At 46.0% G+C, this 14,347-nt stretch carries 20 protein-coding genes and 1 tRNA gene; 5 read left to right on the top strand and 16 right to left on the bottom strand.

Annotation, left to right across the window (positions count from 1 at the left end; genetic code table 11):
- The first annotated feature begins 68 nt into the window (after positions 1 to 68).
- Positions 69 to 857, top strand: a complete 789-nt coding sequence (locus tag ACSAZK_RS10290; RefSeq protein ID WP_440954054.1) for an ABC transporter permease — start codon at positions 69 to 71, stop codon at positions 855 to 857.
- Position 858: 1 nt separating this feature from the next.
- Positions 859 to 1,623, top strand: coding sequence for an ABC transporter ATP-binding protein (locus ACSAZK_RS10285; protein WP_440954053.1), 765 nt, complete (start codon positions 859 to 861; stop codon positions 1,621 to 1,623).
- Between the two features lie 84 nt (positions 1,624 to 1,707).
- On the opposite strand, the gene ACSAZK_RS10280 is transcribed toward ACSAZK_RS10285, so the two are convergent.
- The 7 genes from ACSAZK_RS10280 to ACSAZK_RS10250 all read right to left on the bottom strand — a co-directional run bounded on the left by ACSAZK_RS10280 (position 1,708) and on the right by ACSAZK_RS10250 (position 4,004).
- Positions 1,708 to 2,136 (bottom strand): polymer-forming cytoskeletal protein, encoded by a 429-nt coding sequence (locus ACSAZK_RS10280; RefSeq protein ID WP_440954052.1) that lies wholly within the window; start codon positions 2,134 to 2,136, stop codon positions 1,708 to 1,710.
- 363 nt (positions 2,137 to 2,499) lie between these two features.
- Positions 2,500 to 2,706 carry a TRAM domain-containing protein gene (locus ACSAZK_RS10275; protein ID WP_048182166.1) on the bottom strand — a complete coding sequence of 69 codons (207 nt, stop codon included), beginning with the start codon at positions 2,704 to 2,706 and terminating at the stop codon, positions 2,500 to 2,502.
- Between the two features lie 56 nt (positions 2,707 to 2,762).
- A complete protein-coding gene (locus ACSAZK_RS10270) occupies positions 2,763 to 2,969 on the bottom strand; it encodes a TRAM domain-containing protein (protein WP_048182169.1) in 207 nt (68 codons plus the stop codon).
- A 55-nt stretch (positions 2,970 to 3,024) separates the two neighbouring features.
- Positions 3,025 to 3,231, bottom strand: a complete 207-nt coding sequence (locus ACSAZK_RS10265; RefSeq protein ID WP_440954051.1) for a TRAM domain-containing protein — start codon at positions 3,229 to 3,231, stop codon at positions 3,025 to 3,027.
- 55 nt (positions 3,232 to 3,286) lie between these two features.
- On the bottom strand, positions 3,287 to 3,493 hold the full coding sequence (locus ACSAZK_RS10260) for a TRAM domain-containing protein (RefSeq protein WP_440954051.1): 207 nt from the start codon (positions 3,491 to 3,493) through the stop codon (positions 3,287 to 3,289).
- Positions 3,494 to 3,548: 55 nt separating this feature from the next.
- Positions 3,549 to 3,755, bottom strand: coding sequence for a TRAM domain-containing protein (locus tag ACSAZK_RS10255; RefSeq protein WP_440954051.1), 207 nt, complete (start codon positions 3,753 to 3,755; stop codon positions 3,549 to 3,551).
- A gap of 42 nt (positions 3,756 to 3,797) precedes the next feature.
- Positions 3,798 to 4,004 (bottom strand): TRAM domain-containing protein, encoded by a 207-nt coding sequence (locus tag ACSAZK_RS10250; protein ID WP_048182174.1) that lies wholly within the window; start codon positions 4,002 to 4,004, stop codon positions 3,798 to 3,800.
- 601 nt (positions 4,005 to 4,605) lie between these two features.
- Here ACSAZK_RS10250 and ACSAZK_RS10245 point away from each other — a divergent pair.
- Positions 4,606 to 4,679, top strand: a tRNA-Lys gene (locus ACSAZK_RS10245).
- Here ACSAZK_RS10245 and ACSAZK_RS10240 read toward each other — a convergent pair.
- Positions 4,680 to 4,859 (bottom strand): hypothetical protein, encoded by a 180-nt coding sequence (locus tag ACSAZK_RS10240; RefSeq protein ID WP_440954050.1) that lies wholly within the window; start codon positions 4,857 to 4,859, stop codon positions 4,680 to 4,682.
- A 235-nt stretch (positions 4,860 to 5,094) separates the two neighbouring features.
- Between ACSAZK_RS10240 and ACSAZK_RS10235 the strand changes: the two genes are divergently transcribed.
- Entirely contained in the window at positions 5,095 to 5,265 is a 171-nt protein-coding gene (locus ACSAZK_RS10235) for a ribbon-helix-helix domain-containing protein (RefSeq protein ID WP_048182176.1), read from the top strand.
- A 174-nt stretch (positions 5,266 to 5,439) separates the two neighbouring features.
- Here the strand turns inward: ACSAZK_RS10235 and ACSAZK_RS10230 are convergent, their stop codons facing one another.
- From ACSAZK_RS10230 to prf1, 7 genes are all read right to left on the bottom strand, one after another.
- On the bottom strand, positions 5,440 to 6,474 hold the full coding sequence (locus ACSAZK_RS10230) for a methionine synthase (RefSeq protein WP_440954049.1): 1,035 nt from the start codon (positions 6,472 to 6,474) through the stop codon (positions 5,440 to 5,442).
- 216 nt (positions 6,475 to 6,690) lie between these two features.
- Positions 6,691 to 7,734 (bottom strand): methionine synthase, encoded by a 1,044-nt coding sequence (locus tag ACSAZK_RS10225; RefSeq protein WP_440954048.1) that lies wholly within the window; start codon positions 7,732 to 7,734, stop codon positions 6,691 to 6,693.
- A 336-nt stretch (positions 7,735 to 8,070) separates the two neighbouring features.
- On the bottom strand, positions 8,071 to 8,322 hold the full coding sequence (locus ACSAZK_RS10220; protein ID WP_440956996.1) for a type II toxin-antitoxin system RelE family toxin: 252 nt from the start codon (positions 8,320 to 8,322) through the stop codon (positions 8,071 to 8,073).
- Positions 8,323 to 8,335: 13 nt separating this feature from the next.
- Positions 8,336 to 8,560, bottom strand: a complete 225-nt coding sequence (locus tag ACSAZK_RS10215) for a DUF7557 family protein (RefSeq protein ID WP_440954047.1) — start codon at positions 8,558 to 8,560, stop codon at positions 8,336 to 8,338.
- 249 nt (positions 8,561 to 8,809) lie between these two features.
- Complete coding sequence (locus ACSAZK_RS10210; RefSeq protein ID WP_440954046.1) at positions 8,810 to 8,956, bottom strand: hypothetical protein; 147 nt, start codon at positions 8,954 to 8,956, stop codon at positions 8,810 to 8,812.
- 368 nt (positions 8,957 to 9,324) lie between these two features.
- The gene (gene argS, locus ACSAZK_RS10205; protein WP_440954045.1) at positions 9,325 to 11,034 is read right to left on the bottom strand and encodes an arginine--tRNA ligase; all 1,710 of its coding nucleotides are present in this window, start codon (positions 11,032 to 11,034) and stop codon (positions 9,325 to 9,327) included.
- Between the two features lie 269 nt (positions 11,035 to 11,303).
- Positions 11,304 to 12,551 (bottom strand): peptide chain release factor aRF-1, encoded by a 1,248-nt coding sequence (prf1, locus tag ACSAZK_RS10200; protein ID WP_440954044.1) that lies wholly within the window; start codon positions 12,549 to 12,551, stop codon positions 11,304 to 11,306.
- A 510-nt stretch (positions 12,552 to 13,061) separates the two neighbouring features.
- Here prf1 and ACSAZK_RS10195 point away from each other — a divergent pair.
- A complete protein-coding gene (locus tag ACSAZK_RS10195; RefSeq protein ID WP_440954043.1) occupies positions 13,062 to 13,376 on the top strand; it encodes a hypothetical protein in 315 nt (104 codons plus the stop codon).
- Here ACSAZK_RS10195 and twy1 read toward each other — a convergent pair.
- The gene (twy1, locus tag ACSAZK_RS10190; RefSeq protein WP_440954042.1) at positions 13,360 to 14,337 is read right to left on the bottom strand and encodes a 4-demethylwyosine synthase TYW1; all 978 of its coding nucleotides are present in this window, start codon (positions 14,335 to 14,337) and stop codon (positions 13,360 to 13,362) included. The two genes, ACSAZK_RS10195 and twy1, sit on opposite strands and share 17 nt — an antisense overlap.
- Positions 14,338 to 14,347 lie beyond the last annotated feature (10 nt).

Raw genomic sequence — 14,347 nt, 5'->3', positions numbered from 1 at the left:
AATTTATTTCTCCCGTGGCGCCCAGTGTTCCGGAAAAGTAAAAAAGAATCAATACTATTTAACTAGTTATGAATCTTAGACTTATAAAAACGATCCGTGAAAAAGGGATGGAAGTAATCTCTCTGGTCTGCGTAATTGTCCTCTGGCAATTTACTGCAGAATGGATTGTGAAAAACAAACTTTACCTTCCAAGTTTTTATGACGTAGTCCTTTCCCTTCTTACGATTATCGAAAGTGGAGTCATTGTCACCGACCTTTTGACAAGCTTACTGCACTTCGGGATAGGGATAATTGCAGCTTTTTTCATAGGCATCCCCCTGGGAATTATTATGGGGTGGTTCAAAGAAGCAAGTGAGGCTATCGACCCCATAATCGAGATCCTCAGGCCAATTCCCCCTCTTGCCTGGATTCCTTTTGCAATGGTGTGGTTCGGGCTCACCCATCAGGCAGCAGGATTTGTGGTATTTGTAGGGATGATTTTTCCCATAATCATCAACACCTACACGGGCTTTAAGAACATCCCCAGGGTCCATGTGGATGCTGCAAAGGTACTGGGCTGCACCCGAAGCGTGAACCAGATCCGCTACGTCGCCCTACCTTCAGCCTTGCCTTCCATTATTGCGGGGATCCGGATTGCCATGGGTGTTGGCTGGATGTGCCTGGTAGCCGCAGAAATGTTCGGAGTCAGCAGAGGAGGGTTAGGTTATTCGCTCTGGCTTAACTTCCACCTGCACAGGATGGACTTCGTGCTTCTTTACATGCTCTTACTCGGTTTTTTGGGACTTGTCATAGACAGGGCTTTCAGGTATTACGTAGACACAAAACTTCTCAGATGGAAAGCAGGGATCGTGGTATAAGATGGGCAGAGTAAGTGTAAAAAACGTCTCACGCACTTTTTCGAAAAAAGAAGACAAATCCGAAACGCAGGCCCTGGAAAACATAAATTTCGATGTTGAGGACGGGGAATTCATCTGCCTCCTCGGGCCTTCAGGCTGCGGGAAAACAACCCTGCTCCGGATAGTGGCAGGGCTCGAAACCCAGACCTCGGGAGAAATTACCCTGAACGGAGTCCCTATCACAGGTCCGGACCCCAAAAGAGGCATGGTATTCCAGCAGTATTCCCTCTTCCCCTGGAGAACGGTCATCGACAACATCACCTTCGGGCTTGAAATGCAGGGAATAGGAAAAGGAGAAGCCCGAAAGCAGGTGGAAAAGTACCTTGACCTCGTGGGCCTTGAGCAGTTCAAGAACAGCTACCCTCACGAACTCTCAGGAGGCATGCAGCAGCGGGCTGCCATTGCAAGAGCTCTTGCCAACGAGCCTGAGGTCCTCCTGATGGACGAACCCTTCGGAGCCCTGGACGCCCAGACCCGGAACATCCTCCAGGACGAGCTCCTGAAGATCTGGGAGCAAAAAAACGTAACCTTCCTCTTCGTAACCCACAGCGTGGACGAAGCGGTCTTCCTCTCGGACAGGATCGTTGTCATGACCTCCAGGCCCGGAAGGGTAAAAGAGATCATAAAGGTAGAGCTCCCCCGCCCGAGGAGCCGGACCAGCCCCGAAGCCAACCGCCTGAGGGACAGGATCCTGAAACTCCTGGAACAGGAAAGGTTCACCAGGTGAAAGGGAAGAAGTAAAAGAAAGAAGTAAAAAAAGTAAAGAAAGAAGTAAAAAAAGTAAAGAAAGAAGTAAAAAACGGAATTTGGGTCACTCTTCGGCCCTGACAACCACTTTTGTGAGAGGCTCTACTTTTTTGATCGTGACCTTTCCCACAAGTTCAAGGGTACCCCCTGAGTTTACGGAGCCTACGGCACAACCAGGCCGCATGTAAATGTCCCCGGCGCAGGATGCGGAGTTTGCCCTGGCACCGTCAAGCAGGATAAGTTCCGAAACAGCCTCTATGCTCCCGAGAACCTGTGCCCCGGCGCAGACTAGGGCACTTTCAGCTTTCACGTTCCCCTTGACCACAGAGCCTTTTCCAAGCTCGAGCCGTCCCGTAACCACGAGGTCTTTCCAGAAATTAACGTCCTGACCAACAATCAAGTTGCCTTCAAGCATCAGGGGCTCATCGAAAAACGCTCTTTTTTCAATCACAAAGGTATTGGAGTGGGGGTGGTACTTGATAAAACACTTCATATGGAATCACTCCGGGACCTGCCCCGGGCCTTGAAGGTCCTGAGGGAACCTTTCATATCATCAGTAAAAACTTTGTTAGCTGAATTTCGAAATCATATTTTATCCTCTATTATATAATAGCATCGAATTGAGGTATAGCATCGAATTGAGATGTCGACTCAACTGCGGGTAAAAAATTCAGTAAAAGCAAAAGGGAAAAACAGAGCAAAAACGCAAGGGAAAAACAAGGAGAAAAAATTCCCAGATAAAGAGAAAATAAGCAAAAGTGCCAGGAGTATACAAGAATTAAGAAAGAAAAGACTGAAAAAATAATCTGAGAAATAATTTTTCAGTCTAAGTTCTTCCTGTTCCTGTTTATGCTGCTTACTCAACCAGGCTTGCAAACCCGTATTTAGGGAGTACTCTTTCGACTTTAATCCGGACTTCATCGCCAACTTTGGTTCCGGGGACGAAAACGACAAACCCTTCGATACGGGCAATGCCGTCTCCCTGGCGAGCAAGGTCCTGAATAGTGACATCGTAAACTTCGCCCTCTTCGACAGGGGCAGAGTGACTCTCTTCTCTAAACATGGAAACCATTCCTTTAATTGAATTAATTTAATTGCTTTATTCCGCTAAATCGAAAATTACTCGACAAGACTTCCAAATGCAAATTTGGGGAGTACTCTTTCGACTTTGATCTGGACTTCATCGCCAACTTTGGTTCCCGGAACAAAAATTACAAAACCTTCAACGCGAGCGATTCCGTCTCCCTGGCGGGCAATGTCTTCGATTGTGACATCGTAAACTTCGCCCTCTTCGACAGGAACAGAGCGGCTTTCTTCTCTGAACATAAAAACCATTCCTTTAATTAAATTGATTTAATTGAATTGCTTCGTTAATCGGAAATTACTCGACAAGACTTGCAAATGCAAATTTGGGGAGTACTCTTTCGACTTTGATCTGGACTTCATCGCCAACTTTGGTTCCCGGAACAAAAACTACAAAACCTTCAACACGGGCGATGCCGTCTCCCTGGCGGGCAATGTCCTCAATAGTGACATCGTAAACTTCGCCCTCTTCGACAGGAGCAGAACGACTTTCTTCTCTGAACATAAAAACCATTCCTTTAATTAAATTGATTTAATTGAATTGCTTCGTTAATCGGAAATTACTCGACAAGACTTGCAAATGCAAATTTGGGGAGTACTCTTTCGACTTTGATCTGGACTTCATCGCCAACTTTGGTTCCCGGAACAAAAACTACAAAACCTTCAACACGGGCGATGCCGTCTCCCTGGCGGGCAATGTCCTCAATGGTGACATCGTAAACTTCACCCTCTTCGACAGGAGCAGAGCGACTTTCTTCTCTGAACATAAAAACCATTCCTTTAATTAAATTGATTTAATTGAATTGCTTCGTTAATCGGAAATTACTCGACAAGACTTGCAAATGCAAATTTGGGGAGTACTCTTTCGACTTTGATCTGGACTTCATCGCCAACTTTGGTTCCCGGAACAAAAACTACAAAACCTTCAACACGGGCGATGCCGTCTCCCTGGCGGGCAATGTCCTCAATGGTGACGTCGTAAACTTCACCCTCTTCGACAGGAGCAGAGCGACTTTCTTCTCTGAACATAAAAACCATTCCTTTAATTAAATTAATTTCCTTAATCCGCGATTACTCGACAACGCTTGCAAAAGCGAATTTGGGGAGTACTCTTTCGACTTTAATCTGGACTTCATCGCCAACTTTTGTTCCCGGAACAAAAATTACAAAACCTTCAACACGAGCGATTCCGTCTCCCTGGCGGGCAATATCTTCAATAGTTACATCGTAGACTTCGCCCTCTTCGATAGGAACAGAGCGACTTTCATCTCTAAACATAAAAAATCATTCCTTTAATTTAATTAATTTACTTAATTGCTTAATTTCTTTAACTTTAATTAATCAACTCAAAAAAGCTCCATGCGCCAGAAAAGTATAAAATAGTACTTAGCAAACCAAACTTGAGGAAATCAAATTTAGGAAGTACGCCTCCAACTTTATTAACTGAGCCCCAACAGAGCTTCGGATAAGTCAACTAACTGGTCATATTCAGATGCACTTGTATATAAGAGTTTGCTTTAAAGGGTCCAGAACGAACAAATTAAAGAAGTATATAAGAAAATCGTAAAAATTCTAAACCCCGAAGTTCTGGTTGCCCACTTAATGAAAATGTTGAGGCATACAAGAGGGGGGATCTTCCAAAATAAATAATGATTCAATAAAGATTTTATTCATGAAAAGTCAAATTTTAGACATGGAAAGTAAATTTTTTAACTGATGTGTGAAAAAAGTAGGGAAAAAACAGGGAAAAAACAAGGAAAAAACGGCAATTATACTTGAAAGGACCCGAAGAAATCATAAGTTTTGGCATTCGTACCGAAATTTATAAATAATGGAGATACGTTATGAGGTTCGCTCATTCAGGCAGGAAACAAAGCGTGGGCCCGTAGCTTAGTCAGGCAGAGCGACGGACTCTTAATCCGTAGGCCGGGGGTTCAAATCCCTTCGGGCCCGCTAATTTACTTCCTTTTCTGAAGGGTTTTTTTCAGAATTGCTTTTTTGGCAAAGAGCCTTATTTTTACTTTCATTTATCCTTTCGTTTATCCTTTCATTTATCCTTTCGTTTATCCTTTCGTTTATCCTTTCGTTTATCCTTTCGTTTATCCTTTCGTTGAATCCTTTTGCTTTTTCCATTTCTGTCTTTTTCCTTCAACAACAGCCTGAAAAGCCTTTTTAGGGAGAAATCAATCTGAAATATAAATAGAAGAAATGCATTTTATCTCACACAATCTACATGGGAATTCATTGAAATTTTCGAGAGGGAAGCTACAGTTTAATAATTTTCACCCTTAAACATTATTTCAATGAAACTGGATCCTATCACTTCAAACAATATCACTGTGAATATTACCACTGGAGCGTGACCCTGATGCCAAAAGTAAGCGTTGAAATCCCCCAGGAACTCCTGGAAGACCTGAACAAACACGTGGGAGAAAACAAAAAATTCGTTAACCAATCCGATGCTATCCGGACCGCTATCCGGAAAATGCTTGACATGATGGACGAAATCGATAGAAGGCACGGCAGGTTAAATGACTGAAAAAAGAATGAAAAAGAGAGTGGAAAAACATAATTTTAAAAACCTGTTAAATATTTAAAACATCACCCCTTTATTTCCACTGTGTTTCAGCAACAGGTGCCTAATTTTTTAGAGAAGATGCAAATATGCAAGGTTTCCGGTGGAAAAAATAGGTATTCAGGGGAACGTGCATCGTTACAGGCATTCCCTGAAATCCTTGATGCCCTGAGCCACGTTTGAGAGCAGCATGAAAGCTATCTTCTGGTTAGGCCAGGAACCAAGTCCGCAGTCCGGGCCGACGTATTTAATAAGATTTCCGAAGCGCCTGTAAGCAATCCTGAGCCGCTTTGTAATCACCTGTGGGGTCTCAAGTTCCGTGACGATTTCGGGCAGGTACTTCGACTCTTTCCAGACGTTTGTGTTGTACTTTTCGTTCAGGGCACCTGCAAGAGTGTAGATATCAGTCCTTGCAATCCCGACGCGCAGGAAAGAGTCCGTGTCTTCAAGAACTTTTTTGTCTATAAGGTCCATATAAGAAGGCGTGCCTGCAGATTCCATACCGATGACATTGATGGTTGGGGTCTCACAGGCCAGGTTGTAGTAGAGGGCGGAGTGGAGGTGGATTTCCACGTCAGCGCCCCATTTACTCGCAGCCTTCGAGCAATCGGTGAGGGCAGAAATAATCTGATCATTATCAAAAGCAAGTTCAGGGTTCAGCCCGATGCTGGGCTCGTCAATGGAGACCGTGGCAATTTTGAAGTTCTTTGCCGATTTCATGGAATTGCGGACGAATTTATTAACATTTTTTGCAAAAATAGAGTAAATATCCGCATAATTCCTCCCCCCGAATTCCTTGAGGTAAAGTTCGGCAGGCCCGGTCACGCAGATCCTGACCTGCAGGGTTTCCCCGAATTTTTCTTTGTAAGCCTTTGCAACGCTTTCTATGGCATCAAGCTCTTCGATCCTGGCACACTCAAGCTTCACTTCAAAAGGTCCATCACAGCAGCTCTCATCCCGGATAACTTTCAAGAACTGCTCGTTCATGTCCTGGTACTGGGGATAGGTGGGGACCTGCACTCCCGCATCAATTTTCTGCTGGAAAGCGTCATTGATTACCGTGAAAAGTTTTTCATCCTCCTCCCTCGTCTTAAAGGCGTTCTGGACCCATTCCTTGCTCACGCCGTCCGGAAGGGGATAGCTCCCGATATCGTCAAAGATGATTTCTTCCATGCCCAGTTAGTATACCTTGGAGGATTTAGCATTATTGGAAAGACTCCATAATTATAAAAAAATTGATGTGGAAATAGAAAAACCCTGAAAATCCGAAAAAACAGAAAGAAAAAACAGAAAGAAAAAGCAAAAAGAAAAAGAAAAAGAAGAAAAGGAAAAGGAGAAGAAAAGGAAAAGGAAAAGAAAAAGAAAAAGGAAAAGGAATAATTGGAAATTTTATTCCTTGCCCCTGTTTTCAGCGTTAAACGCATCGATTCCTTTTGCCGTATTCTCAAGCAATTTGAATGCAAGTTCCTGGTCCGGCCAGAAAGCAAGGCCGCAGTCCGGGCTTGCGTACCTGATCCGGTCCCCGAGGACAGCACAGGCTGTTTCAAGCCTCTTCTTTATGACTTCCGGAGTTTCCATTTCAGTTACGATCTTTTGCATATACTCCTTTTCCTTCCAGGCATTGACCTCATACTTTTCGTTGATGGCACCGATGAGGTTTCCAATATCAGTCCTCGAAACCCCGAGCCTGACATAGGTACCTGACGCTTCCAGGTATTCCCTGTCAAAGAGGTCAAGGTAAGAAGGAGTTGCTGCATATTCCACCCCGATCACGTTGATCGGAGTTTCACAGACGACCTTATACTTCAAGGGGGAATGCAGGTGGATCTCCACATCAGCCCCCTGCTGCCGGGCATAGGTGGAAGCCAGGGTAAGCGCAGAGACGATGTCAGGGTCAAAAAACTGGATCCGGTCGTTCATCCCCAGGCTCGGTTCGTCCAGGGCAATGGTCCTGATCTTGAAGTTCTTTGCAGTTTCAAAAGCCTTCCTGACAAAGCGATCAATGTTCATGGCCATGTAGTGGTAAGCGTCCCTGAACATGCTAGTTCCGAAAGCCTGGAGGTAAAGGTCGGTGGGGCCCGCCACGCAGACCCTGACTTCCAGGGTTTTCCCGGTCTCCTCCTTATACCGCTTTGCGACCTCATCGATGATTTCAAGCTCAAGGATCTTCGCGTTCTCTTCTTTTAAGGCATAGGGCTCGTAGCAGTTCTTTTCATCCTTGATGATATCCAGAAACTGCCCTATCATGTCCCGGTACTGGGGGTAAGTGGGAACATGGACCCCAACATCGATTTTCCTCTGGAAAGCCTCCCTGACGAGGGAAAAAAGCTTTTCATCCTCAGCCCTTGACTCAGCAGCAGCCTTGAACCAATCCCTTGTAACACCCTCAGGGACCGGGAGGCTGCCTCCGTCGATAAATGTGACGTCCTGCATATTCAGTATTTAATATGTTAGCCTGTATTATAACTATTGGAATTGTTCCGGCTAAGAATTGTATCGTGAAAGTTTAGAAGTGGAGAGACTTTGTTCAGGGAATCCGTTAAAGTATCCGTTTTAAAATATTCGGACCAGTTTCCGGTCCAAACTTCACGGAAATCATATAAGTTTGATTATTTTTCGTTAAGGGATTGGTCTCCAAAACCATCAGTCATTTCAATGAGAGTGTCTCTTTTTTGTTTGACCAGTTCTCGATAGCTCGTGCCCAGCATTCTCCATAAAAATTGACTGAAATAACCTGAAAACCCGCATAAAAAACGTTACATCAAGCTTTCATTTGTAAATTTCCCTTCGGTGCCCGACTTTAAGTGCGAGTATCACCAGAATGCTGCCCTGAATCTCCAGAATCACCCTGTAGTCACCTACTCTCAGCCGGTAATTTGGAGACCCAACAAGTTTTGTCACATAACGGTAAGGATCTTCCTGAAGCTCCGAAACTTTACGGAAAATGCGTTTTGCTAGCTGACGGTTAAGTTTTCTAAGTTGCTCTGCCGCAGGTTCGGACCAAATGATTTGAAAACGCATCAGAACCCCATTCTCAGAATCCAAGCTCTTCTTTCAGTTTTTCGTGCGTTACGTACCTGCCTTCTTCAACCCCTTTTCGGGCAAGTTCAATTTCTTTTTTTGTCTCTTCGTTCAGTTCCTGGACCTCTTCTATCAGCCTTTCCAGGACGTCATTGTAGGTTTCTCGCTTGTAGATTTTCATGCGTTCCAGAACTTCTTTCGTGCTCTGTTTAACCTGGATGGTCGTCGTTTCAGCCATATTTAGTTCTATAATTGGCTTTTACTTATAACTTACTATGACTGGTTATAATTAGCTATAGCAGGAAAAGAGATAAGGCAATTTAAGATTGATAGGAGATCTTATCCAAAGCAACCGGAATGGCATATATGGCCGTCTTTGTCTCCATTCGCTTGCGAACGGCCTTTCCCGGTCTAAAAACAAAAATGAAGAAAGAAAGAGAACAGAATTGCCCAAAAAACAAAAATTGCAGATTTCAGGAAATCTCCTTCAACTTCTGCAACCCTTCATAATCTTAACCTGAGCCTCTTCAATAATCTTAATAAGCTCTTCAGGCTTCGGAATCCCTTTCTCCTTGATATTGGGATTGACCGCCTTGATGTCATAATTCTTCTTTTTGACCTCTTCAATTTCCACAAACCAGCTTTTCTCACTGATTTTATCCTCTTCTTCTCAGAGTGCAGCCTGTTAAGGAAATCATCAAACTTATTGAGGGTAAGTGGACTCTTCTTCAGCACCTTGATATCCGACATATCATAGTACCAGATTTCCTGCCCTCATTTTTAAATCACTGTCATGAAAAGGCCGGCAGCCTTCGGCACCCGGTGAGAGCCCCGGCTTCTGAAAATCTACTCGAAAAAAGGTATCTTGGGATGAAAACAAGGGAACATAAGGCAAAAAATGGTATAATAATGAGAAAATAAGGGAAAAAAGGAAAGAAGGAAAAAGGGAAAGAAAAGAAAAGAAAAGAAAAGAAAAGAAAGGAAAACGGGACACCGCTTTCTTCACATCGATTCCGGCGCACCGATTCCCAGCGTGTCCAGGGCGTTTGCGATCACGATCCTTGCGCAGTCCGCGAGAGCAAGCCTGGCAGCCCTTACCTGTTCGTCTTCTGCGGCAATAACCGGAACGAAGCGGTAGAACTGGTTGAAGGCATCGGCGAGTTCGCGGGCGTAGATGGCGAGGGTGTGGGGCTTGAGTTCCCGGGCGCAGTTGTCGATGATGCTGTCAAAGAGCGCCATCTTCTTGATAAGGGCAATCTCGCTGTCCTCGACAAGGAGAGAGGAATCGATTTCGGCATTAGGAGCCCAGGCAACCTCTTCTTTTGCTTTTTCGAGGATGCTGCAGGCACGGGCGTGGGAGTACTGGATGTAAGGGGCACCCTGCTTTTCGAAGTCCATGGCTTCTTTCCAGTTGAAGACCGTGGACTTTTCGGGGGAGACCCTGACGATGTCGTAGCGTACGGCACCCATACCGACCATCTCGGCGACTTCGCGCTTGAATTCCTCGGAGGTGTCCGGACGGCGGGACTCGACCTGCTCGAAGGCCTCTGTGGTTACTTTGTCAAAGAGGTCGTCGGCACTGATGAACTGCCCGCGGCGGGTGCTCATGGAGCCTTCAGGGAGGGAGACAAACTCGAAGATCACGACTTCGGGTTCCTGGATGCCGATAGAGTTCAGGGTAGCCCTGAGCTGGCCTGAGATCAGTTTGTGGTCGGCCCCGAAGACGTCGATTACACGGTCGGCCTGGGTGGCTTTCCACTCGTGGTAGGCAAGGTCCCTCGTCGTGTAAAGGGAGGTACCGTTCGAGCGCTGGATGACCAGGGTCTTTTCAAAACCGTAGTCTGAAAGGTCTACCACAAGAGCTCCTTTGTCGATGTCAGTCCTGCCGGTGGCCTTGATACGCTCCACGATGTCATGCACGGCTCCGGATTTCAGGAAGGTTGATTCCTTTACGAATTTGTCGTGGGAGACGTTCAGGCGCAGCAGGGTTTCCTTGATGCCTGCAACGGAAAGAGACACGGCCTTATCAAAGCTCTCGATGGTCTCGACATCCCCTGCCTCCACTTTTTCCATAAGGGAGTCGATGTACTCCACGGATTCCGGACGCTCTTCAAGAGCGGCGTTGGCTTTGATGTAGACCTCGGCAATGGCGGAGTCCGACTTTTTGGAGAGGTCCAGCTCAAAGCGCTCGCAAGCCCAGGAAACCACAGCAATCTGGCGGCCCATGTCATTGACATAGTACTGGACCTCTACATCGTACCCTGCACGCTTCAGGATCCTGGCGAGGGTGTCCCCTATAATGGAGTTGCGGATGTGCCCCACATGGAGGGGCCCGTTCGGGTTTGCGGAAGTGTGTTCAAGGAGGATTTTGTCCTTCGGGGCTCCGCAGCCAAACTTTTCCTGCTCTTCCCGGACGGCTTTCACAGTCCCTTCCAGATAGCACCTGGAAGCCCAGAAGTTGATGTAGGGGCCTACGGCTTTTACTTCCCCGACATAGGAACCGTCAGGGATTTCGATCTTCGAGGCGATAAGAGAGGCAAGCTCTTTCGGGTTTTTCCTGGCAAGGCTGGCCAGCTTGAAGGCGGCCCTGCTCGCAAGGTCGGCATGAGGAGAGGTTTCGAAATAGAGTTCGGAATCCTCGATTTCAAACCCGGCACTCTTGATCGCGTCTTTTAAGATTAATGCAGCCTGAGTCTTAAGTTCAAGGAACAAGAAAATCACCTGTGAAAATTGTTAAATCTAATAGTGTATCTGACGGGATAATCCGATCTGATCTAATCCTGATCTAATTTGACCTAATAGAATAATGATCTGATAAAAATTATTGGGTTATTATTGGGTCATTATGGAGTATTATGGAGTATTATTGGGTCATTATGGAGTATTATGGAGTATTATTGGGTCATTATGGAGTATTATTAGGTAATGACAGGTGTGGGACCCGGATCCCGGTCAAAAAGAGAGGAGAGAGGTAGACGGGATCAGATTCCCGTGTTGTACCTCAGGATTGCGGCAATTCCGCCAAAGGCACTCATGAGCTGAGCCCCTTCGTCGAAGTCCGTGGACACAAAAACAACTTTTGTCCCGCTCTGATCGCAGAGTTCGGAAAGTTCGTCCACAATATCCGTTACGTCCGTGACTTCCAGAGAGGAGCCGCATTTAGGGCAGTTTCCGGCGGTAGGTGCTGCTTCCCCAGGTTTCCAGTGTCTGGTCCACTTATTTTCAAACCCGCAAACACTGCACTTCGTGGTAACCCTTTCAGCCCGCAAGTCTTCGGAGAGCAGGAGCTTTTCCACAGCCCCGATTTCAAGGTTTGCCCGGACCTGGTCTTCCCCATAGGCTACTTTTCCGGAGTCGGAAATCAGTTCCTTGAAGAAATCCTGGACCACATTTTTCTGGGCAGTTAGCTCAAGGTCCTGGAGCTTGTCTGCAGCTGCGTTTACAAGCTCAGACAGGCCCGATTCGTCGGTGTAGGCAACGTCAAAGAGCCCGAGGATCTTTTTCAGGATCTCGTGGTGGAAAAACTCCCCGTCGTAGAACTCTTCTTTTGTGGGGGAAGGGCCACCAATCAGGACGCCTTTAAGGTCCTTGTGATCGACCGACATGAATATATCACTTGCAGCGTCCCCGATCCGTTTATAGAACTCATGGATAGCAATGAGCCTGAGCTGCTGGAACCTGTGTGCACTCTGCCCACCTTTCCTCTGCTTGCCCGGAACCGTGGAAGTCAGGCGGCGGAAAGCCTGAATCTTCTTCCCGACAAGGAGTCCTACGGTAGCCTCCCTGCGGTCCAGGACTAGCAGCCCGAAAGTGCTCTTGTCCTTGAGCATATCTTCAAGGGGTTCGAGGTAAAAGGCAGAGTCACAGTGGTACTTGTAAGTGATAATGGGGTCAGGAGGGTAAATGACCTCACTTTCCATGCTGGTCTTGTTCGCTCCGATGTCCACAGCCCCTGTAAAGTAGACGATCCCGTTTTCAGGCACCTTATCCAGGTATCTGAGCCTTGATAAGAGGGACTCGATCGCACCCTGCACGTTTGTCCTGGTAAGCTTGGACTTGATATTCGAAGCCTGCCCGTGTTCATCCTTGAGCTGGTTTGTGACATCCGAGATCTGCTTATCATGAGGGATATAAAGGGAGATCAGTTCAGTGCCTCTCCCCCGTTTATCCCGGAGACCCTCAAGTTTCTTTTTGAATTCGTATTTTTCGTGTGCTGATTGTTCAGTCATTTTTAGAATTCCCCGATGAAGAAAGTGATCGAACGATAGTTAATCTAAGTATTAATCTAATTATTCAGTCAATTTAATCATTAATTTGATAATTCGGTCAGTTTAATCATTAATTTGATAATTCGGTCAGTTTAATCATTAATTTGATAACTCGGTCAGTTTAATTATTTAACATTAACACTTCTATGAACATGCAGCAGATACACGGCAGCAAATAAGAAGTATACCAAGGATTTGATGCAACCGTGACTGCAAAAAGCTGTCTTATTGCCCGGATCCCGGGCACAAAAAACCGTTCCGAACGCTAAAAACCTGCGGGTAAGAAGCATACAACTTTGCCTGTGAAAATCTTTAGACAGACGTCTGGCATGCTACTGAAAAACCTTTTATTAAATAGCAAAACCCCGCTCAGGTTCGCATTTCGGAAATCGCACTAGATGTGAGACATGTTAAACTCAAATTGAATACTCGTTGGATTAAAGTAAATAACCCTGATAGGTTAGTACCTTATTGAAACTTGAGTTTATATGTGTTTCCATTCTCCAGACATTAATAATATATTCAAGGCATTATAGAAACAATTCCTATTATAAAAATTTATCTCTAATTTTCCGGCCATACCTTGAAAAAAACGGAAAGAAAAACGGAAAGGGAAAACGGAAAGGGAAAACGGAAAAAAACGGAAAAAAAACGGAAAAAAAACGGAAGGAAAAACGGAAGGAAAAACAGAAAGAGAAAACAGAAAGAGAAAACGGAAAGGGAAAACAGAAAGAGAAAAGGAGAATAATCAAATATCTTTATTTTCCTCTCATGTCTTCTTTCTAACCGGAGACTTCTTCCCGTCCTTTGAAAGCAGGACCACCCGACTTATCTCGGATTCATCTGCAATTTCATAACCCAGGTGTTTGGCGACCTGCTCCGAAAACTCCAGCACCTCAGCATGGGCTGGCATGGCAGAGCGTTCGAGACGGAGCCTGGAAAAACCCAGATGCATGTAGGCCTTGATTTCCACGAAATCCGGGGAGGCTTTTTTGATGAGTTCGGCATAACCCTCGGGGTTGAACATGTTCACTCCCTTTACAAGGGTTATTCTGATAACTGTCCTTGAGCTTTTCTCCTTCATGAGGGCCAGGGACTCGGAAATTTTGTCCCAGAGAGCGGGAGATTTCGGCTGGCAGACTTTCAGGTAAGTCTCCAGGTCCGGGGCGTCAAGGCTCATGTAAAGCTGGCAGGGATTTACTTTCGCAAACATTTCGGGAATTGTCCCGTTTGTGACCAGAAAAGTGGTAAAACCCCTTTTCTCGTATTCCTCAATGAGTTCGGGAAGGTAGGGGTACATCGTTGGCTCTCCGGAAAGGGAGATTGCAACGTTGTTCGGGTCATTTCCCTCAAGCCAGCGTTCCCGAAGGGCGTTTGGAGAGCCTCCGAAACCCGTAATCAGCTTGCGCTGGCAGGCAATGCTCTCTTCCACGATTTTTTCAGGAGAGTCCCATTCCCCGGGTGCAGGGACCGGAACCTCAGTCGGACGCCAGCAGAAAAGGCAGCTTTGGTTGCAGAGCAGAGTAGGGGTCATCTGGAGGCAGCGATGGGACGCAACCCCGTAGAACTTTCCCTTGTAACAGAAACCTTCGTCATTCATGGCTTTTTTGAGCCAGAGACAGGTCTTTACCGCGGAATGGGAGCCTGCAAGGGCATAGCCCTGTTTTTTCAGGAGGGTCTCAAAATCCGGGATGTCGAAGGGAAGGGGTGGTTTGCCCGATGATTGGTCTTGATTCTGGTTTTCCATTGACATTTCC

The sequence above is a fragment of the Methanosarcina sediminis genome (assembly GCF_052056915.1).
Lineage (GTDB): Archaea > Halobacteriota > Methanosarcinia > Methanosarcinales > Methanosarcinaceae > MTP4.
Note: the sequence above shows the minus strand (reverse complement) of the source record. Positions and strands in the feature narration are given on the sequence as shown.